This window comes from Pseudomonas sp. SO81 (genome assembly GCF_030374125.1).
Classification (GTDB): Bacteria; Pseudomonadota; Gammaproteobacteria; order Pseudomonadales; family Pseudomonadaceae; genus Aquipseudomonas.
Genome location: NZ_CP126126.1, coordinates 352,283 through 372,524, shown reverse-complemented (window position 1 = coordinate 372,524; position 20,242 = coordinate 352,283). Strand labels below are relative to the sequence as shown.

Annotated in this window: 18 protein-coding genes; 12 read left to right on the top strand and 6 right to left on the bottom strand. The window is 64.1% G+C overall.

The features are described from left to right. Window positions 1-13 precede the first annotated feature (13 nt). The 4 genes from pabB to rloA form a co-directional block, all read right to left on the bottom strand. Window positions 14-1,357, bottom strand: coding sequence for an aminodeoxychorismate synthase component I (pabB, locus tag OH686_RS01680; RefSeq protein ID WP_289535903.1), 1,344 nt, complete (start codon window positions 1,355-1,357; stop codon window positions 14-16). A 93-nt stretch (window positions 1,358-1,450) separates the two neighbouring features. Further along, window positions 1,451-2,434: an alpha-L-glutamate ligase-like protein gene (locus tag OH686_RS01675; protein WP_171016341.1), complete on the bottom strand. Its 984-nt coding sequence runs from the start codon at window positions 2,432-2,434 to the stop codon at window positions 1,451-1,453. A gap of 7 nt (window positions 2,435-2,441) precedes the next feature. Continuing rightward, on the bottom strand, window positions 2,442-3,968 hold the full coding sequence (gene rloB / locus OH686_RS01670; protein ID WP_289535902.1) for an osmotic stress tolerance membrane protein RloB: 1,527 nt from the start codon (window positions 3,966-3,968) through the stop codon (window positions 2,442-2,444). Between the two features lie 5 nt (window positions 3,969-3,973). Then, window positions 3,974-4,510 carry a retropepsin-like aspartic peptidase RloA gene (gene rloA, locus OH686_RS01665; protein ID WP_137973042.1) on the bottom strand — a complete coding sequence of 179 codons (537 nt, stop codon included), beginning with the start codon at window positions 4,508-4,510 and terminating at the stop codon, window positions 3,974-3,976. A 283-nt stretch (window positions 4,511-4,793) separates the two neighbouring features. Here rloA and OH686_RS01660 point away from each other — a divergent pair, with 283 nt between their 5' ends. The 5 genes from OH686_RS01660 (at window position 4,794) to prpF (ending at window position 11,569) form a co-directional block, all read left to right on the top strand. Then, on the top strand, window positions 4,794-5,516 hold the full coding sequence (locus OH686_RS01660; protein WP_289535901.1) for a GntR family transcriptional regulator: 723 nt from the start codon (window positions 4,794-4,796) through the stop codon (window positions 5,514-5,516). Continuing rightward, window positions 5,513-6,400 carry a methylisocitrate lyase gene (gene prpB / locus OH686_RS01655; RefSeq protein WP_289535900.1) on the top strand — a complete coding sequence of 296 codons (888 nt, stop codon included), beginning with the start codon at window positions 5,513-5,515 and terminating at the stop codon, window positions 6,398-6,400. Before OH686_RS01660 ends, prpB begins: the two co-directional genes overlap by 4 nt. Before the next feature lie 71 nt (window positions 6,401-6,471). Continuing rightward, the gene (gene prpC / locus OH686_RS01650) at window positions 6,472-7,635 is read left to right on the top strand and encodes a bifunctional 2-methylcitrate synthase/citrate synthase (protein ID WP_289535899.1); all 1,164 of its coding nucleotides are present in this window, start codon (window positions 6,472-6,474) and stop codon (window positions 7,633-7,635) included. A gap of 11 nt (window positions 7,636-7,646) precedes the next feature. Next, window positions 7,647-10,256, top strand: coding sequence for a Fe/S-dependent 2-methylisocitrate dehydratase AcnD (gene acnD / locus OH686_RS01645; RefSeq protein ID WP_289535898.1), 2,610 nt, complete (start codon window positions 7,647-7,649; stop codon window positions 10,254-10,256). A 125-nt stretch (window positions 10,257-10,381) separates the two neighbouring features. Next, window positions 10,382-11,569, top strand: a complete 1,188-nt coding sequence (prpF, locus tag OH686_RS01640) for a 2-methylaconitate cis-trans isomerase PrpF (protein WP_289535897.1) — start codon at window positions 10,382-10,384, stop codon at window positions 11,567-11,569. A gap of 16 nt (window positions 11,570-11,585) precedes the next feature. Here the strand turns inward: prpF and OH686_RS01635 are convergent, their stop codons facing one another. Both OH686_RS01635 and ppsR read right to left on the bottom strand, forming a co-directional pair. Next, window positions 11,586-12,233 (bottom strand): LysE family translocator, encoded by a 648-nt coding sequence (locus OH686_RS01635; protein WP_289535896.1) that lies wholly within the window; start codon window positions 12,231-12,233, stop codon window positions 11,586-11,588. Window positions 12,234-12,253: 20 nt separating this feature from the next. Next, complete coding sequence (gene ppsR / locus OH686_RS01630) at window positions 12,254-13,072, bottom strand: posphoenolpyruvate synthetase regulatory kinase/phosphorylase PpsR (RefSeq protein ID WP_137973048.1); 819 nt, start codon at window positions 13,070-13,072, stop codon at window positions 12,254-12,256. A gap of 155 nt (window positions 13,073-13,227) precedes the next feature. Between ppsR and ppsA the strand changes: the two genes are divergently transcribed. From ppsA to sigX, 7 genes are all read left to right on the top strand, one after another. Next, entirely contained in the window at window positions 13,228-15,600 is a 2,373-nt protein-coding gene (gene ppsA / locus OH686_RS01625; RefSeq protein WP_289535895.1) for a phosphoenolpyruvate synthase, read from the top strand. Between the two features lie 126 nt (window positions 15,601-15,726). Next, window positions 15,727-16,695 carry an alpha/beta fold hydrolase gene (locus OH686_RS01620; protein WP_289535894.1) on the top strand — a complete coding sequence of 323 codons (969 nt, stop codon included), beginning with the start codon at window positions 15,727-15,729 and terminating at the stop codon, window positions 16,693-16,695. A gap of 139 nt (window positions 16,696-16,834) precedes the next feature. After that, window positions 16,835-17,323: a ribonuclease E activity regulator RraA gene (gene rraA, locus OH686_RS01615; RefSeq protein WP_137973051.1), complete on the top strand. Its 489-nt coding sequence runs from the start codon at window positions 16,835-16,837 to the stop codon at window positions 17,321-17,323. A gap of 52 nt (window positions 17,324-17,375) precedes the next feature. Further along, the gene (gene cmaX, locus OH686_RS01610) at window positions 17,376-18,356 is read left to right on the top strand and encodes a divalent cation transporter CmaX (RefSeq protein ID WP_137973052.1); all 981 of its coding nucleotides are present in this window, start codon (window positions 17,376-17,378) and stop codon (window positions 18,354-18,356) included. 55 nt (window positions 18,357-18,411) lie between these two features. After that, window positions 18,412-18,648: a CrfX protein gene (locus tag OH686_RS01605; RefSeq protein ID WP_137973053.1), complete on the top strand. Its 237-nt coding sequence runs from the start codon at window positions 18,412-18,414 to the stop codon at window positions 18,646-18,648. Between the two features lie 2 nt (window positions 18,649-18,650). Next, complete coding sequence (locus OH686_RS01600) at window positions 18,651-19,475, top strand: mechanosensitive ion channel family protein (protein WP_137973054.1); 825 nt, start codon at window positions 18,651-18,653, stop codon at window positions 19,473-19,475. Between the two features lie 89 nt (window positions 19,476-19,564). Continuing rightward, window positions 19,565-20,155, top strand: coding sequence for an RNA polymerase sigma factor SigX (sigX, locus tag OH686_RS01595; RefSeq protein WP_137973055.1), 591 nt, complete (start codon window positions 19,565-19,567; stop codon window positions 20,153-20,155). Window positions 20,156-20,242 lie beyond the last annotated feature (87 nt).

The window sequence follows — 20,242 nt, the reverse complement described above, 5'->3', positions numbered from 1 at the left end:
GCGGCTGTTGGCATCAGAGCGCTTCGAGGGTCTGCAACAGCACCTTCACCTTGGTGATGGACTCCTGGTACTCGGCCTGCCAGTCCGAGTCCGCCACTATGCCGCCGCCGCCCCAGCAGCTGACCGTGCCGTCCTTGATCAGCAGGCTGCGGATGGCGATGGAGCTGTCCAGCTCGCCACGTACGTCTAGGTAGAGCAGGGAGCCGCAGTAGAGCGCGCGGCGGGTCGGCTCCAGCTCGTCGATGATCTGCATGGCACGAATCTTCGGAGCGCCGGTGATGGAGCCGCCGGGGAAGCTGCCGGCAACCAAATCCAGCGCATCGCAGTCATCCGCCAGCTCGCCGGTCACGGCGCTGACCAGGTGGTGGACGTTGGGGTAGCTCTCCAGGGCGAACAGCTCCGGCACTCGCACCGAGCCCGTGCTGCAGCTGCGGCCTAGGTCGTTGCGCAGCAGATCGACGATCATCAGGTTCTCGGCGCGGTCCTTGGGGCTGGCCAGCAGCTCGGCGGCGTTGGCGGCGTCCTCTTCCGGCGTGGCCCCGCGGGGGCGAGTGCCCTTGATCGGCCGGGTTTCCACGCGGCCCTGGCTGACCTGCAGAAAGCGCTCCGGCGACAGACTGAGAATGGCGCCGCCATCGTCGAGCGCCTGGAAACCGGCGAAGGGAGTGGGGCAGGCCGCTCGCAATGCCCGGTAGGCGTTCCAGGCATCACCCTGGCAGGGCGCCTGGAAGCGCTGGGCGAAGTTGACCTGATAGCAGTCGCCGGCCTGGATATAGGCCTGGATGCGCTCGATGGCATCGCGGTAGTCATCCTGGCTGAGGTCGGCCTGAAAGGGTTTGCGCAGCGAGAAAGGAGTCGCTTCCTGAGTCGTGCCTGCTTCGAAAAGCTGCACCAGCCGCTTGCACTCGGCCTGCTCAAGTCTCGGGTGAAACACCAGCTGGCTGGTCTGCAGCAGGTGATCGCTGATCAGCGCCCAGCCATAGAGGCCGAAACGGGCATCCGGCAGTCGAAGGTCATCAATGGCCTGTGCGGGTAGCTGCTCCAGCCGGCGGCCGAAGTCGTAGGCCAGGTAGCCGATCAGTCCGCCGGTGAAGGGCAGTTCGTTGCCCTCCGGTGCTTCGGCTCGGCCGAGTCTCGCCAGGCCGTCACGCAGGCGCTGGAAGAAGGCCTGCCCCGGCTCGTCTGCCTGGGCGGCGAACTGCTCCAGTGGCCAGGCGCTGAGCAGATCGAAGCGCCCGCGCTGTGCCTGTGGTCGTCCCGCATCCAGCAGCACGGCACCCGGCGCGTGGCGCACCAGGGCGAAGTAGGCGGCGGGATCGGCCCGGTAGGGCAGCGGATGGACGCGGCAGGTGCTCATGCGGAGGATTCGATGGGCTGGGCTAGCGATTGTAGGATTGTGCCGGGCAATGAAAAAGCCCGGCATCGCCGGGCCTTGTCACCGAGCCGAAGCTCAGATTTCTTTCGGTTTGACGTGGCCGAACAGCTGCTGGGAGAAGCGCACGCGATCCTCCACGCTTTCCTTCACGTCGTTCTTCGCCAGCTCGGCCAGGCGGGCTTCCACCGCATGGGCGCGATGGGTCAGGCCGCAGTCGTTGGCGATCTGGATGTTCAGGCCGGGGCGGGCGTTGAGCTCGAGGATCAACGGGCCCTTGTCCACGTCCAGCACCATGTCCACGCCGATGTAGCCCAGACCGCACAGCTCGTAGCAGCCGGCGGCCAGCTTCATGAAGCCGTCCCAGTTGGGCAGCTGCACGCCGTCCACGGCGTTGGTGGTGTCGGGGTGCTTGCTGATCTTGTTGTTCAGCCAGGTGCCCTTGAGGGTCACGCCGGTGGCCAGGTCGACACCGACGCCGATGGCGCCCTGGTGCAGGTTGGCCTTGCCGTTGGACTGGCGGGTCGGCAGGCGCAGCATGGCCATCACCGGGTAGCCCATCAGCACGATGATGCGGATGTCCGGCACGCCTTCGTAGCTGATGCTCTTGAAGATCGGGTCCGGGGTGACCCGGTACTCGATCAGCGCGCGGTCGCGGTGGCCGCCCAGGGAGTACAGGCCGGTGAGGATGCTCGACAGCTGGTGCTCGATGTCCTCCTGGCTGACGATCTTGCCGGAGACGGTCTTGTAGCGACCCTCGAACTTGTCGGCGATCACCAGGATGCCGTCACCGCCGGCGCCTTGCGCCGGCTTGATCACGAAGTCGTTGCGGCCACCGATGATTTCGTCGAATTTCTCGATTTCCTTCTCGGTGGAGATGATCCCGTACATTTCCGGCACATGGATGCCGGCCTGGATCGCGCGCTCCTTGGTGATGATCTTGTCGTCTACGATCGGGTACAGGTGCCGTTTGTTGTACTTCAGCACGTAGTCCGCGTTGCGTCGGTTGATACCCATGATGCCTTTGGCTTCAAGGGCCTTCCACGTCTTCCACAGGCCGATCATGGGTTCAATCCTTCAGGAAGGCTTTGAAGCGGAACAGTTCGGTCAGGCGGTAGCCGCGGTAGCGACCCATCGCCAGCATGAAGCCCACCAGAATCAGCAGCACGGCCGGGAAGGTGAAGATGAAGTAGGTCAGCTGCGGGATGCTCATCAGCACGTGGGCCAGCGAGGCGGCGACCAGGGTGCCGACGGCGACCTTGAAGGCATGGGTGCCGCCACGCTCTTCCCAGGTGATCGACAGACGTTCGATGGTCATGGTCAGGATCACCATCGGGAACAGGGCGACCGACAGGCCGCGCTCCAGGCCCAGCTTGTGGCTGAGCAGGCTGATCACGGCGATCAGCACCACCACGAAGGTCAGCACCACCGACAGGCGCGGTAGCATCTGCAACTTGAGATGCTCGAGGTACGAGCGCAGCGACAGGCCGAGCGCGGTGATGATGGTGAACAGCACGATGCCGAAGCCCAGCTGGGTCTCGCGGAACGCCAGGGCGATCAGTACCGGGGTGAAGGTGCCGAGGGTCTGCAGGCCGCCGAGGTTGCGCAAGATCAGGATCACCAGCACGCCGATCGGGATCATGATCATGATCTGGTAGGTCTGCTGGGTCTGCAGCGGCAGGCCGTACAGCGAGTATTCGAGGAAGTCGACGTCGGTGTTCTCGTCGGTCAGCTTGGCAAGGCGGATGGCGTTCATCTCGCTGTTGTTCAGGGTGAAGCTGACCTGGGCCTTCTTGCCGCCTTCGATGTTGATCAGCGGCTCGTCGCCGGTCCACCAGACCACGCGGTCGTTCGGCAGACCCTGCTCACCGGTGTCCGGATTGAAGTACAGCCAGTCCTTGCCGTTGAAGCTGCGCAGCCACAGTTCCGGGCTCTGCTGCAGGTCGGCGGCCAGGCGGATGGTGTGCACGCGTTCCATCGGCACGTGGGCGATGGACAGCAGCAGGTCGATGACCTTGGCCTTGTTGACGGTGGATGCGTCGCCACCGAGCAGCAGCTTGACGTTGTCGTCACCCACGTTGTTGGCGCGCTTGATGGTCTCGCTGATGAAGGTCTCGACGTCCGCCGAGTGCTGGCGGATCGGGGCGAGCAGGGCTTCGGCGGCGATCTTCTCGGCGCCTTCCACGGCGATGCTGTCGCGGAAGATCGGGCCCTTGGCCTTGGCCGGCTCACCGCTGTAGCGCTTGGTCAGCACCAGGCGGTAGTAGAGGGTCTGCTTGCCATCGGCGCGGCGAGCGGACCAGGTCAGCTTACGGTTGCCGTCGGCACGATTGACGCTGACGCCGTAGTTGTTGGAGATGAAGCTCTCATTGAGGCTTACATAGTCCTGGTTCAGCGGCGGCACGAACATCTGCACCTTGACCGGCTCGCGCGGGCTGGCCTGGAACTCGACCTTGGCGTCGATGTTCCACAGGTCGTCGGTCTCGTCCTCGGTCACCGGGATGCCGAGAATGAAGATCTGGTAGGCCGTGACCAGAACGCCCACTGTCACCAGGAGGGTGATAAGGACTTTCAGATGCAGGGTAAGAGAGCGCATGTGGGTTACTCGGCAGAGTTTGCGTCAGGGGTACAGCCGGGCTTGCCGGCAGCATATTTAAGACTGGGGTCGACCATGGCATCCAGGCGCTTGAGCGCTTCGGAGCCAATCAGCAGCGGGTATTGGAAGGCGCTGCGGTCGGTCAGGTTCACTTCGATGGTGCGGCGGGCCTTGCCCATGCACACCTGCAATTCGATCACCGGGCGGGCGGTGTAGGTCTTGCCTTCCTCGGGATCGAAGTCGCCGGCGCGGCGTTTGATCTTGCTGATGCGTGCCAGCGGTCGTTCGATCGCGTGTTCGTGTGCTTCATCGATAGCCAGATAGAAGCGCACCCAGGTCTCGCCGTCACGTTTGAATCGTTCGATATCACGGGCGCTGAGGGAGGCGGTCTTGGCGCCGGTATCCAGCTTGGCGGCGACCTGCAGGTCGAGATCGGCCAGGCTGACGTATTCGTTCAGGCCATAGACGGTCTTTTCGGCGGCGAGACTCAGGCCGGGTAGCAGGCTGCAGCTGAGGAGGATGGCGAGAGACTGAAGTCGCATAAATCCTTTATCGGTCGCGTCGTCGGGGCGGCGGCAGGGCGCAAAGCCGGCTGGTGAAGTCTAGCAGGCGTACAAATGGCCTGGGCCGGCTCATGCGGGCGGCATTCTAACATGGGGTTTTTCTGCTGCGACAGCCGCTTATGAGCGTTTCTGCAGGTTGATTGCACGGTTGCGAGGCGTTTCGCCTGTCGCGCAGATTGTCGACAATCGTATTTTAAAGTGTTGACACTATCCGGCTTGAGGCATAGTTTTGCCGCAACAAAAGCCAATTGTGTTGACAATAATGCTCGACGCTCTCGAAGTCCCCAGCAGCGACCAGCACGACTCGGAAACCCTGGCCGAGCACGTGTTTCGCCGCATCCAGGCGGCCATCGTGCAGGGCGAGATCCCGCCGGGCAGCAAGATCTCCGAGCCGGAGCTGGCGCGCACCTACGGCATCAGTCGCGGTCCGTTGCGCGAGGCGATCCATCGCCTGGAAGGCCAGCGCCTGCTGGTGCGCGTACCTCATGTGGGCGCGCGGGTGGTGTCGCTGAGCCATGCCGAGCTGATCGAGCTGTACGAAATCCGCGAATCCCTCGAAGGCATGGCCTGCCGCCTGGCGGCCGAGCGCATGACCCAGGGCGAGATCGACGAGCTGCGCCGGGTGCTCGACCTGCACGAGCAGGACGCGGCCTTCAAGGCCGGCGTCGGCTACTACCAGCAGGAAGGCGACTTCGACTTCCACTACCGGATCATCCAGGGCAGCGGCAACAAGACCCTGGCGCAGATGCTCTGCGGCGAGCTGTACCAGCTGGTGCGCATGTATCGCCTGCAGTTCTCGGCCACGCCCAATCGCCCACGGCATGCCTTTGCCGAACACCACCGCATTCTCGATGCCATCGCCGAACGTGACGGCGAACTGGCCGAACTGCTGATGCGCCGTCACATCGGTGCATCCAAGCGCAATATCGAGCGCCACTACCAGGAAGCGCTCGCCAACCCGTCCAAAACACGAGGTGAGTCATGAGTGCAAGAACCCCCGGCCAGCGCTTCCGCGATGCCATCGCTGCCGAGCAGCCACTGCAGGTGATCGGCGCGATCAACGCCAACCACGCGCTGCTGGCCAAGCGTGCCGGCTTCCAGGCCATCTACCTGTCCGGTGGCGGTGTCGCCGCTGGTTCCCTGGGCCTGCCGGACCTGGGTATCAACACCCTGGACGACGTGCTCACCGACGTACGCCGCATCACCGATGTCTGCGACCTGCCGCTGCTGGTGGATATCGACACCGGCTTCGGTCCCAGCGCCTTCAACATCGAGCGCACCATCAAGAACCTGATCAAGGCCGGCGCCGCCGCCGCCCATATCGAGGACCAGGTCGGCGCCAAGCGCTGCGGTCACCGCCCGGGCAAGGAAATCGTCTCCACCGAGGAGATGGCCGACCGCGTGAAAGCCGCCGCCGATGCCAAGACCGACCCGAACTTCTTCCTGATCGCCCGCACCGACGCGATCCAGGCCGAGGGGGTGGACGCAGCCATCGAGCGCTGCCAGGCCTACGTCGAGGCCGGCGCCGACGGCATCTTCGCCGAGGCTGCCTACGACCTGCCGACCTACAAGCGCTTCGTCGACGCGCTGAACGTGCCGGTGCTGGCCAACATCACCGAGTTCGGCGCCACTCCGCTGTTCACCCGCGACGAGCTGGCCTCGGTCGGCGTGGCCATCCAGTTGTACCCGCTGTCCGCCTTCCGCGCTGCCAACAAGGCGGCGGAAAGTGTCTACACCTCGATCCGCCAGAACGGTCATCAGAAAGACGTCATCGAGCTGATGCAGACTCGCGCCGAGCTGTACGACCGCATCGGCTACCACGCCTTCGAGCAGAAGCTCGACGCGCTGTTCGCCGCCGGCAAGAAGTGACCGGCCCGCAGGCCGCACGCGGCCTGCCACAACAATAAGCAGTACTACCGGATTCAGATGAGGAGAGAGCGATGAGCGCTTCCGTAGACACCACCACGCCAGGCTTCAAGCCGAAGAAGTCCGTCGCCCTGAGCGGCACCGCCGCCGGCAACACCGCCTTGTGCACCGTCGGCCGCACCGGCAACGACCTGCACTACCGCGGCTATGACGTGCTCGATTTCGCCAACCGCTGCGAGTTCGAGGAAATCGCTCATCTGCTGGTCCACGGCAAGCTGCCCAACGTCGCCGAGCTGACCGCCTATAAAACCAAGCTCAAGGCCCTGCGCGGCATCCCGGCGGCGCTCAAGGCGTCCCTGGAGCAGCTGCCGCCGTCCGCCCACCCGATGGACGTGATGCGCACCGCCGTGTCCGTGCTGGGCTGCGTGTCGCCGGAAAAGGAAGACCACAACCATCCGGGCGCCCGCGACATCGCCGACAAGCTGATGGCCTCCCTGGGTTCGGCGCTGCTGTACTGGTACCACTTCAGCCACAACGGCAAGCGCATCGACGTGGAAACCGACGACGACTCCATCGGCGGCCACTTCCTGCACCTGCTGCATGGCGAGAAGCCGCGCGAGTCCTGGGTGCGCGCCATGCACACCTCGCTCAACCTGTACGCCGAGCACGAGTTCAACGCCTCCACCTTCACCTCGCGGGTGATCGCCGGCACCGGCTCCGACATGTACTCCTGCATCGCCGGCGCCATCGGCGCCCTGCGCGGCCCAAAACATGGCGGTGCCAACGAAGTGGCCTTCGAGATCCAGAAGCGCTACGACAACCCGGACGAGGCCGAGGCCGACATCCGCGCCCGTGTCGAGAAAAAGGAAGTGGTGATCGGCTTCGGCCACCCGGTCTACACCGTCAGCGACCCACGCAACAAGGTGATCAAGGAAGTGGCACGCGAGCTGTCGCTTGAGCAGTCCAACACCAAGATGTTCGACATCGCCGAGCGCCTGGAAAGCGTGATGTGGGAAATCAAAAAGATGTTCCCCAACCTCGATTGGTTCAGTGCCGTCAGCTACCACATGATGGGCGTGCCCACCGCCATGTTCACCCCGCTGTTCGTCATCGCCCGCACATCCGGCTGGTCCAGCCACGTCATCGAGCAACGTATCGACGGCAAGATCATCCGCCCGAGCGCCAACTACACCGGCCCGGAAGACCTGAAGTTCGTGCCGCTCAAGGACCGCAAATAATGAGTAGCGCGATGAACAGCCAATACCGCAAATCCCTGCCCGGCACCGCGCTGGACTATTTCGACACCCGCGAAGCGGTCGACGCCATCGAGCCAGGCGCCTACGCCAAGCTGCCCTACACCTCCCGCGTGCTGGCCGAGCAGCTGGTACGCCGCTGCGAGCCGGAGGCGCTGACCGATTCGCTCAAGCAGCTGATCGAACGCAAGCGCGACCTCGACTTCCCCTGGTACCCGGCGCGCGTGGTGTGCCACGACATCCTCGGCCAGACCGCGCTGGTCGACCTGGCCGGCCTGCGTGATGCCATTGCCGAGAAGGGCGGTGATCCTTCCAAGGTCAACCCGGTGGTGCCGACCCAGCTGATCGTCGACCACTCTCTGGCCGTGGAATTCGGTGGCTTCGACCCGGATGCGTTCGAGAAGAACCGTGCCGTGGAAGAGCGCCGCAACGAGGACCGCTTCCACTTTATCGAGTGGACGAAAACGGCCTTTAAAAACGTCGACGTGATCCCCGCCGGCAACGGCATCATGCACCAGATCAACCTGGAGAAAATGAGCCCGGTGATCCAGGCGCGCGGCGGCGTGGCCTTCCCGGATACCTGCGTCGGCACCGACTCGCACACCCCGCACGTGGATGCCCTGGGCGTGATCGCCATCGGCGTCGGCGGCCTGGAAGCCGAGACCGTGATGCTGGGCCTGCCGTCGATGATGCGCCTGCCCGACATCGTCGGCGTAGAGCTCACCGGCAAGCGCCAGCCGGGTATCACTGCCACCGACATCGTGCTGGCCATCACCGAGTTCCTGCGCAAGGAGCGCGTGGTCGGCGCCTATGTCGAGTTCTTCGGCGAGGGTGCGGACAGCCTGTCGATCGGCGACCGCGCGACCATCTCCAACATGTGCCCGGAATACGGCGCGACTGCGGCGATGTTCTACATCGACCAGCAGACCATCGACTACCTCAAGCTGACCGGTCGCGAGCCGGAGCAGGTGGCGCTGGTCGAGCAGTACGCCAAGCTCACCGGCCTGTGGGCCGATGCGCTGGTCACCGCCGAGTACGAGCGGGTGCTGAGCTTCGATCTGTCCACCGTGGTGCGCAACATGGCCGGCCCGAGCAACCCGCACAAGCGCCTGCCGACTTCGGCTCTGCAGGAGCGCGGCATCGCAGGCGAAGCGCAGCTGGCGGCGGCCAAGGCCGAAGAAGCGGCCGGTCAGCTGCCGGATGGCGCGGTGATCATTGCCGCCATCACCAGCTGCACCAACACCTCCAACCCGCGCAACGTGGTAGCCGCCGGCCTGCTGGCGAAGAAGGCCAACGAGCTGGGCCTGGTGCGCAAGCCCTGGGTGAAGAGCTCGTTCGCTCCTGGTTCCAAGGTCGCCAAGCTGTACCTGGAAGAAGCCGGCCTGCTGCCTGAGCTGGAGAAGCTCGGCTTCGGCATCGTCGCCTACGCCTGCACTACCTGTAACGGCATGTCCGGCGCGCTGGACCCGGTGATCCAGCAGGAAATCATCGACCGCGACCTGTACGCCACCGCAGTGCTGTCGGGCAACCGCAACTTCGACGGGCGTATCCACCCCTACGCCAAGCAGGCCTTCCTGGCATCGCCGCCGCTGGTGGTGGCCTACGCCATCGCCGGTACCGTGCGCTTCGATATCGAGCAGGACGTGCTGGGCTTTGATGCGAGCGGCAAGCCGATCACCCTGAAGGACCTGTGGCCGAGCGACGAGGAGATCGACGCCATAGTGGCCGCCTCGGTGAAGCCGGAGCAGTTCAAACAGATCTACATCCCGATGTTCGATCTGGGCACCGTCAAGGAAGCCGAGAGCCCGCTGTACGACTGGCGCCCGATGTCCACCTACATCCGCCGTCCGCCGTACTGGGAAGGCGCCCTGGCCGGCGAACGCACGCTCAAGGGCATGCTGCCGCTGGCGATCCTGCCGGACAACATCACCACCGATCACCTGTCCCCGTCGAACGCCATCCTGTTGGACTCGGCGGCTGGCGAATACCTGGCGAAGATGGGCCTGCCGGAGGAGGACTTCAACTCCTACGCCACCCACCGCGGTGACCACCTGACCGCCCAGCGCGCCACCTTCGCCAACCCGCAGCTGGTCAACGAGATGGCCGTGGTCGACGGTGCGGTGAAGAAGGGTTCGCTGGCCCGCGTCGAGCCGGAAGGCAAGGTCATGCGCATGTGGGAAGCGATCGAAACCTACATGAACCGCAAGCAGAACCTGATCATCGTCGCCGGCGCCGACTACGGCCAGGGCTCGTCCCGTGACTGGGCGGCCAAGGGCGTACGCCTGGCCGGCGTGGAGGTAATCGCCGCCGAAGGCTTCGAGCGTATCCACCGCACCAACCTGGTGGGCATGGGCGTGCTTCCGGTCGAGTTCAAGCCGGGCACCACCCGCCTGACCCTCGGCCTCGACGGCACCGAGACCTATGACATCCAGGGCGAGGTATCGCCGCGCTGCGACCTGACCCTGGTGGTCAATCGCCGCAATGGTGAGGTGATCAAGGTGCCGGTGACCTGCCGCCTGGATACCGCCGCCGAAGTCCATGTGTACAAGGCCGGCGGCGTGCTGCAGCGCTTTGCCCAGGACTTCCTTGAGTCCACCGCCGGCTGAGGTCGGCACTTACTCCCTCTCCCTTGGGGAGAGGGCTGGGGTGAGGGAGGCGGTCTCCCTCATCCGCCCTCCGGGCACCTTCTCCCATGGGGAGAAGGGCGGCCTCAGCATTTCAGGACGCGACCATGGCTCATCAACCCCAGATCAAAATCCCCGCCACCTACATGCGTGGCGGCACCAGCAAGGGCGTGTTCTTCCGCCTGCAGGACCTACCGCCAAGCTGCCAGGTCCCGGGCGCGGCCCGCGACCAGCTGTTCATGCGCGTGATCGGTAGCCCGGACCCGTACTCCGCGCATATCGACGGCATGGGCGGGGCGACGTCCTCGACCTCCAAGTGCGTGATCCTGTCGAAAAGCAGTCAGCCAGAGCATGACGTCGACTACCTCTATGGCCAGGTCTCCATCGACAAGGCCTTCGTCGACTGGAGCGGCAACTGCGGCAACCTGTCCACCGGTGCCGGTGCCTTTGCCATCCATGCCGGGCTGGTCGATCCGGCGCGCATTCCGGATAACGGAGTGTGCGTGGTGCGTATCTGGCAGGCCAATATCCAGAAAACCATCATCGCCCACGTACCGGTCAGCAACGGCCAGGTGCAGGAAACCGGCGACTTCGAGCTGGACGGTGTGACCTTCCCGGCGGCGGAGATCGTGCTGGAGTTCCTCGACCCGTCCGACGATGGCGAGGAGGGCGGCTCGATGTTCCCCACCGGCAATCTGGTCGACGAACTGGAGGTGCCGGGCGTCGGTACTTTCAAGGCGACCATGATCACTGCCGGCATTCCGACCGTGTTCGTCAATGCCGAGGACATCGGCTACCAGGGCACCGAGCTACGCGAGGCCATCAATGGTGATCCGCAGCAGCTGGCGCGCTTCGAGCAGATTCGCGTGGCCGGAGCGCTGCGTATGGGGCTGATCAAAACGGCGGAAGAGGCGGCGACCCGCCAGCACACGCCGAAGATCGCCTTTGTCAGCCAGCCCAAGAGCTACAAGGCATCGAGCGGCAAGACGGTCGAGGCTGGCGAGGTCGATCTGCTGGTGCGCGCGCTGTCCATGGGCAAGCTGCACCACGCGATGATGGGGACCTGCGCCGTGGCGATCGGCACCGCGGCTGCCATCCCCGGCACCCTGGTCAACCTGGCTGCCGGTGGTGGCGAGCGCGAGGCGGTGCGTTTCGGTCATCCGTCCGGCACCCTGCGGGTCGGCGCCGAAGCCAGGCTGGTCGACGGCGAATGGACGGTGACCAAGGCGATCATGAGCCGCAGTGCGCGCATTCTGATGGAGGGCTGGGTGCGAGTGCCGAGCGATTCCTTCTAGGAAACGCCCGCCGGAGTCAGTGGTTATTGACGCCCAACATCAGGCCGCCGGCGCCGACGAAGAAGGCGCCGGTGCTCTTGTTCAGGCGGCTGACACCCTTGCGGCTACGCACCAGGCGGCGAATCTGCATGCCGAACAGGGCGTAGGCGGTGGAGCCGACGCACAGTTCGGCCAACAGGTAAGTGGTGCCGAGGTAGAGGAACTGCTCGGCCGTCGGCTGATCCGGCTTGATGAACTGCGGGAAGATCGCCGCGAACAGCAGGATGGCCTTGGGGTTGCTAATGCCGACCAGGAACTCGTTGAGCATCAGCTTGCCGATCGGTGGTTGTACCGGCGTACGTTCGACCAGTTCGCCGTCGCTGGGCTGCAGGCCGCTGAACTCGGTGCTGCGCCAGGTCTTGATGCCCAGATAGACGAGGTAGAGGGCGCCGACCCACTTGATGATGGTGAAGGCGGTCTCCGAGGCCAGCAGCATGGCACCGAGGCCGACCGCGGAGATGAACAGGAAGATCGCGTAGGAGACCAGGCGCCCGAAGGTGGCCAGGATGGCCGCGCGGACGCCGTAGTTGATGCCGTTGTTGAGGGCGCAGAAGTTGTTGGGGCCAGGGCCGAGCGATATCAGCGCGGCGATCGGGGCAAACAGTACTGCGTCCATCAGGGTCATGACGGTCACCGAGGCGTGGGTTACTTGAGGCGGCGTTCGACGCCTTTTTCCACCAGGATCTTGGCCGAGATTTCCTCGACCGAGAAATGGGTGGAGTTGATGAAGTTGATGTTCTCGCGGCGCAGCAGGTTTTCCACCTCGCGCACCTCAAACTCGCACTGGGCGTAGCTGGCATAGCGGCTGTTGGGCTTGCGCTCATGGCGAATCGCGGTGAGCCGGTCCGGGTCGATGGTCAGGCCGAACAGCTTGTGCTTGTAGGGCTTGAGGGCCGCCGGCAGCTGCAGGCGCTCCATGTCTTCTTCGGTCAGCGGGTAGTTGGCGGCGCGGATGCCGAACTGCATGGCCATGTACAGGCAGGTAGGTGTCTTACCGCAGCGAGAAACACCGATCAGAATCAGATCGGCCTTGTCGTAGTAGTGGGTGCGGGCACCGTCGTCGTTATCCAGGGCGAAGTTGACCGCCTCGATGCGCTCCATGTAGTTGGTGTTGCTGGCGATGGAGTGGGACTTGCCGACCGAGTACGAGGAGTGCTCGCTCAGCTCGGCTTCCAGCGGCGCGAGGAAGGTGGAAAAGATGTCGATCATGAAGCCGTCGGACTGGCCCAGGACGTCACGGATTTCCTGGTTAACCACGGTGTCGAAGATGATCGGCCGGGCGCCGTCTTTCTCGGCAGCATTGTTGATTTGCTGTACCATGGCCCGCGCCTTCTCCACGCTGTCTATATAGGGGCGTGTGAGCTTGGTGAAGCTGATGGCCTCGAATTGTGCCAACAGACTTTGCCCGAGGGTTTCCGCGGTGATGCCGGTGCCGTCGGAAATGAAGAATGCGGTTCGTTTCATTGATGGCGGAGGCCTTAAGTCAGGAACGATTCTTGGCTATCATAGGCCCCCTTTGCCGGGCCCGTACTGGCCGGCATTGTGACTTATTTCCTTGAGGCAAAGCCAGGCTGCGGCGGCGCTGCACCGGCTCTGCCACGTACAGTGGAGAGTTCACCTTGGTTGAGTACGTAATTTCCCTCGATAAGCTCGGCGTCCACGATGTGGAGCATGTAGGGGGCAAAAACGCATCCCTGGGCGAAATGATCAGCAACCTGGCTGGCGCCGGCGTCTCTGTTCCGGGTGGTTTCGCCACTACCGCCCAGGCCTACCGTGACTTTCTCGAACAAAGCGGCCTGAACGACCGCATCCACGCCGCCCTCGATGCGCTGGACGTGGATGACGTCAACGCCCTGGCCAAGACTGGCGCGCAGATCCGCCAGTGGGTGATGGACGCCGAGTTCCCGGCCCAGCTGGATGCGCAGATCCGCACGGCCTTCGCCGAGATGTCCGCCGGCAACGACAACATGGCCGTCGCCGTGCGTTCCTCCGCCACCGCCGAAGACCTGCCGGATGCCTCCTTCGCCGGCCAGCAAGAAACCTTCCTCAACATCCGCGGCGTGGACAACGTGATCCGCGCGGCCAAGGAAGTCTTCGCCTCCCTGTTCAACGACCGCGCCATCGCCTACCGCGTGCACCAGGGCTTCGACCACAAGCTGGTCGCCCTGTCCGCCGGAGTGCAGCGCATGGTCCGCTCGGAAACCGGCACAGCCGGCGTGATGTTCACCCTGGACACCGAGTCCGGCTTCCGTGACGTGGTGTTCATCACCGGCGCCTACGGCCTCGGCGAGACCGTGGTGCAGGGCGCGGTGAACCCCGACGAGTTCTACGTGCACAAGCAGACCCTGGAAGCCGGCCGCCCGGCCATCCTGCGTCGCAACCTGGGCAGCAAGGCGATCAAGATGGTCTACGGCGAAGAGGCCAAGGCCGGTCGCTCGGTCAAGACTGTCGAGGTCGACCGCGCCGAGCGCGCGCGCTTCTGCATCACCGACGCCGAAGTCAGCGAGCTGGCCAAGCAGGCGCTGATCATCGAAAAACACTACGGTCGCCCGATGGACATCGAGTGGGCCAAGGATGGCGACGACGGCAAGCTGTACATCGTCCAGGCCCGTCCGGAAACCGTGAAGAGCCGTGCCAGCGCCACCGTGATGGAGCGCTACCTGCTGAAAGAGAAGGGCAAGGTCCTGGTGGAAGGCCGCGCCATCGGCCAGCGCATCGGCGCCGGTCGCGTGCGGGTGATCCACGACGTGTCCGAAATGGACAAGGTGCAACCGGGCGACGTGCTGGTCTCCGACATGACCGATCCGGACTGGGAGCCGGTGATGAAGCGCGCCAGCGCCATTGTCACCAACCGTGGCGGGCGTACCTGCCACGCGGCGATCATCGCCCGTGAACTGGGCATCCCGGCCGTGGTCGGTTGCGGCAATGCCACCCAGGTGCTGCAGGATGGCCAGGGCGTGACCGTTTCCTGCGCCGAGGGCGACACCGGCTTCATCTTCGAAGGCGAGCTGGGCTTCGACATTCGCAAGAACTCGGTCGACGCCATGCCCGACCTGCCGTTCAAGATCATGATGAACGTCGGCAACCCGGATCGCGCCTTCGACTTCGCCCAGCTGCCCAACGAGGGCGTGGGCCTGGCCCGTCTCGAGTTCATCATCAACCGCATGATCGGCGTGCACCCCAAGGCACTGCTGAACTTTGCCGGCCTGCCGACCGAGATCAAGGACAGCGTCGAGAAGCGCATCGCCGGCTACGACGACCCGGTCGGCTTCTATGTCGAGAAGCTGGTCGAGGGCATCAGCACCCTGGCCGCAGCCTTCTGGCCGAAGAAGGTCATCGTGCGCTTGTCCGACTTCAAGTCCAACGAATACGCCAACCTGATCGGCGGCAAGCTGTACGAGCCGGAAGAAGAGAACCCGATGCTCGGCTTCCGTGGCGCCTCGCGCTACATCAGCGAGAGCTTCCGCGACTGCTTCGAGCTGGAGTGCCGCGCGCTGAAGAAAGTGCGCAACGAGATGGGCCTGACCAACGTCGAGATCATGGTGCCCTTCGTGCGTACCCTGGGGGAGGCGTCGCAGGTGGTCGAGCTGCTGGCCAGCAACGGCCTGGCCCGCGGCCAGAATGGCCTGAAGGTCATCATGATGTGCGAGCTGCCGTCCAACGCCCTGCTGGCCGACGAGTTCCTCGAGTTCTTCGACGGCTTCTCCATCGGCTCCAACGACCTGACCCAGCTGACCCTGGGCCTGGACCGTGATTCCGGCATCGTCGCCCACCTGTTCGACGAGCGTAACCCGGCGGTCAAGAAGCTGCTGGCCAACGCCATCCAGGCCTGCAACAAGGCTGGCAAGTACATCGGCATTTGCGGTCAGGGTCCGTCGGACCACCCGGATCTGGCCAAGTGGCTGATGGAGCAGGGCATCGAGAGCGTGTCGCTGAACCCGGACTCGGTGCTGGATACCTGGTTCTTCCTGGCCGAAGGCCAGCAAGGCTGATTCAATCGTCATCCCAGAAGGGCGGGAGCGATCCCGCCCTTTTTTGTGTATGGCATATAGGCTCGGGGCTGCTGTCCCGGGGCGCGGCCAAAGATCGCTCCCGCCATTTCTCGTGCAAGAAGCAGTATGCAAAGCAGTAGTGAATTGTTCCCCGTCGCCCTGATCAGTGCCGAGTTGCGCGGTGATCTGAGCGAAGACGTCTATCGCCTGAAGCCCGGCAACTCGCCGGACTTCTCCGTCGAGCTGGCGCTGACCCGCCTGGGCTTGGCCGATCGGGAGCACCGCGGAGAGCCGGTGATCCTGTTGCATGGCAGCTTTTCCAATCGGCGCTTCTGGTATTCGCCGCGTGGCATCGGCCTGGGGCCGCACCTGGCGCGCGCCGGCTTCGATGTGTGGATCGCCGAGATGCGTGGCCACGGCCTGTCGCCGCGCAACCAGGCCTACAAGCACAACACGGTGGCCGACTACGCGCGCTACGACCTGCCGGCCATCGCCGCCTTCGTGCGCGAGCAGAGTGGCCGCGTGCCGCATTGGGTCGGCCATTCCCTGGGCGGCACGACCCTGGCCGCCGCGCTGGGTGGAGGCTATCTGAACGCTGAGGACGCGGCATCGGCGGCGTTGTTCGGCGCGCAGATCAGTCGCATCTACTGGCCGCTCAAGGTGCCGCCGGTGGAGTGGGGTAGCCGTCTGCTGCTCAAGGGCTTCCACCATATCTCCGGCGCGCGCTTCAAGCGTGGTCCCGAGGACGAGCCGATCGGCCTGGCGCTGGAGAGTCTGCGCTGGCACCGCCTGTTCGGCCGTTTCGGCGACTCCGAGCGCGACTGGTGGGCGGGCATGGCCGATGTGCAGGTGCCGCTGCTGGCGGTCAGTGCCGCCGGCGACCTGCAGGACCCGACCTGGGCGTGCCGCAAGCTGTACGAGCAGTTCGTTGCCGCGCCGCGCAGCTTCCTGCTGCTGGGCAAGGAGAAAGGCTTTTCCAGCGATTTCGGCCATGTCGAAATGCTGGTCAGCAAGGAGGCGCAGGCGGAGGTCTGGCCCCTGGTCGAGCAATGGCTGCGCGAACTGCGGTTGCCGGCGGAAAAGCAGCAGGATTGAGGTTACAAGCGCTCTGGCATGCGGCTAAGATGTGACGAAATCCGCCGGTTTGGTCACGATTCGCCGCCGTCGCTGCCGCGCAGCGGCCGAACAATCCAGGCGCTGCCTACTCTGAGTTTCAACTGATAGGAGCATCCCCATGCAATACGTCACCCCCGATCTCTGCGACGCCTACCCGGAGCTGGTGCAGGTGGTCGAGCCGATGTTTGCCAACTTCGGTGGCCGCGATTCCTTCGGCGGCGAGATCGTCACCGTCAAGTGCCACGAGGACAACTCGCTGGTCAAATCCCAGGCCGATCAACCGGGCAAGGGCAAGGTGCTGGTGGTCGATGGCGGCGGTTCCCTGCGCCGTGCGCTGCTGGGCGACATGATCGCCGAGAAAGCCGCGAAGAATGGCTGGGAAGGCATGGTGATCTACGGTTGCGTGCGCGACGTCGACGTGCTGGCGCAGACCGACCTGGGCGTGCAGGCGCTGGCCAGCCACCCGATGAAGACCGACAAGCGCAACATCGGCGATCTCAACGTGGCCGTGACCTTCGGCGGCGTGACCTTCAAGCCGGGCCACTATGTCTACGCGGACAACAACGGCGTGATCGTTTCCCCCGAACCGCTGAAGATGCCGGAATAAGCCTCGCGGAGCCCGCACTGGTGGGCTCCCGGTGGCGACAGTGAGCGCAGGGATGTACGAGAAAGACAATCTGCAGTGGGGGCTGGTGCACGCCTTCGTCCTTGACGGCCGGGGTGGCGCGCGCAGCCTGGAGTGGGACCAGCTGGAGGGCCTGCAGCTCGCCGAGCAGGAGAGCCTCTGGCTGCACTGGGACAGAGGCCATCCGCAAACCCGCGCCTGGCTGCGCGAGCACAGCGGCCTCAGCGAATTCAGCTGCGATCTGCTGCTGGAGGAAAACACCCGGCCGCGCCTGCTGACGCTGCCCGAGCATGAGCTGCTGCTGTTCCTGCGCGGCGTCAATCTGAATCCCGGGGCTGATCCCGAAGACATGGTCTCGGTACGCATCTTCGCCGGTGCTCGCCGGGTGATATCCCTGCGCCTGCGCCCTCTGCGCGCCACCGAAGAGCTGATCGCCCTGCTGGAACAGGGCCAGGGCCCGCGCGACAGCACCGAGCTGGTGTTGCAGCTGGCGCACTACCTCACCGACAAGGTCGACGGGCTGATCGACGGCCTGTCCGACCAGTTGGAGGGGCAGGAGGAACGCCTCGACAGCGACGAGCGCTTCATGCCTGATCACGGCGTGGTGCTGCATGTGCGCCGCCGCGCCGCCGGCCTGCGCCGCTTCCTGGCTCCCCAGCGGGACATCTATGCCCAGCTGACGCGCAACGGTTATGGCGATGGCGACCAGTGGAACGAGCTGAACAACCGGCTGACCCGCTACCTGGAAGAGCTGGAGATGATTCGCGAGCGGGTAGGGCTGGTACTGGAGTCCGAGCACCGACGCATGAGCGAGAAGATGAATCGCGCCATGTACCTGCTCGGCGTGACCACCGTGTTCTTCCTGCCCATGAGCTTTCTCACCGGCCTGCTCGGCATCAATGTCGGCGGCATCCCGGGGGCCGAGAGCAAATATGGTTTCCTACTGATCTGCGCCATTCTTGCCAGTGTCGGCGCGCTGCAGTGGTGGGTGTTCCGCCGGCTGCGCTGGCTCTAGATGTGACTTGCGCCCAGGTCGCCACGTCTAGGCAACAAATCCATGCGAGGTAGGCATGTACGATCCTTTTGAAGAGTCCCTGCGCGATCTGCTCAAGTCGCAGCCCGGTGACCACGATGATGACGCGACCCTCGGCCGTGTGCTGAAGACTGCCAACCGCCAGGTTGGGGCCGGCGATCTCTTTGGTCTCATGGGGCGAGGCCTTGAGGCCATCATGATCGCTCTCAACAACGGTTCCGCTCACGTGGCACCGGTTTCCCGCCGTACCCGCTCCGCAGACAAGGCTGACTGAATATGGAATTCGATCCCTGGACTCAAAGTCTCGTTAACGCCATGAGCTCGGTATGGGCTCCCGTCGCGGGCTTCATCCCTCGTTTCTTCGGCGCTCTGGTAGTGGTGCTGCTCGGTTTCGTGGTGGCCAAACTGCTCGATACCCTGCTGTCCAAGCTGTTGGCCAAGCTGGGCCTGGATCGCCTGATGGCAGGCACCGGCCTGAACAAGATGCTTTCCAAGGTTGGCATTCAGGTGCCGGTATCGACCCTGATCGGCAAGATCGTCTACTGGTTCGTTCTACTGATCTTCCTGGTCTCCGCCGCCGAGTCCCTGGGGCTGGACCGCGTGTCCGCCACCCTCGATGTGCTGGCGCTCTACTTGCCGAAGGTGCTGGGCGCTGCCGTGGTGATGCTCTCGGGCGTGCTGCTGGCGCAGCTGGTCAGCGGCATCGTGCGCGGCGCCGCCGAAGGAGTGGGCCTGGATTATGCCGCCGGCCTCGGTCGCATCGCCCAGGGTCTGGTGATCATCATCAGCATCTCGGTCGCCATCGGCCAGCTGGAGGTGAAGACCGACCTGCTGAACAACGTGATCGCCATCGTGCTGATTTCCGTGGGCCTGGCCGTCGCCCTGGCGCTCGGCCTGGGCAGCCGCGAAATCGCCGGACAGATCCTGGCCGGCATCTATGTGCGCGAACTCTATGAGGTCGGGCAACAAGTGAAGGTCGGCGATGTCGAAGGCCAGATCGAGGAGATCGGTACCGTGAAGACCGTGCTGCTCACCGAAGAGGGTGAGCTGGTTTCGGTGGCCAACCGTACCCTGCTCGAGCAACGCGTCAGCAGCCGCTGACGCGCCAATCCCTGCTAATGTATGCGTCCAGCGCTTCTCGCGTTGCGCTCTGGCGCTGCCTTCTGACCTGACTGTCGGCACGAGTTGTTTTGAACAAGGCCCAATCGCTTCCCACGCGGTACGACCCACGCGAGCTCTCGGACGAGGAGCTGGTGCAGCGTGCGCATGTCGAGCTGTTCCACGTCACTCGTGCTTACGAAGAGTTGATGCGGCGTTACCAGCGTACGCTGTTCAATGTCTGTGCTCGTTACCTCGGTAACGAGCGCGATGCCGATGACGTCTGCCAGGAAGTTATGCTGAAAGTTCTCTATGGACTGAAGAACTTCGAAGGTAAGTCCAAGTTCAAGACATGGCTATATAGCATCACTTATAACGAGTGCATTACCCAGTACCGCAAGGAGCGGCGCAAACGCCGCCTGCTCGACGCATTGAGTCTCGATCCACTGGAAGAGGCTTCCGAAGAGAAGGCGCCCAAGCTGGAAGAGAAGGGCGGCCTAGATCGCTGGTTGGTGCACGTCAATCCGATTGACCGGGAAATCCTGGTATTGCGTTTTGTTGCGGAACTGGAGTTCCAGGAAATCGCCGACATCATGCACATGGGACTCAGCGCCACCAAGATGCGCTACAAGCGCGCGCTTGACCGCCTGCGCGAAAAATTCGGCAATGTCAGTGAAACTTAATTAGCTGAACAGCCTCTTACGCGCAGTGTGCGCGAAATATCACCACACAGCAGTGTGTAGTTTTGTTACAATCGCCGCCATGTTGTT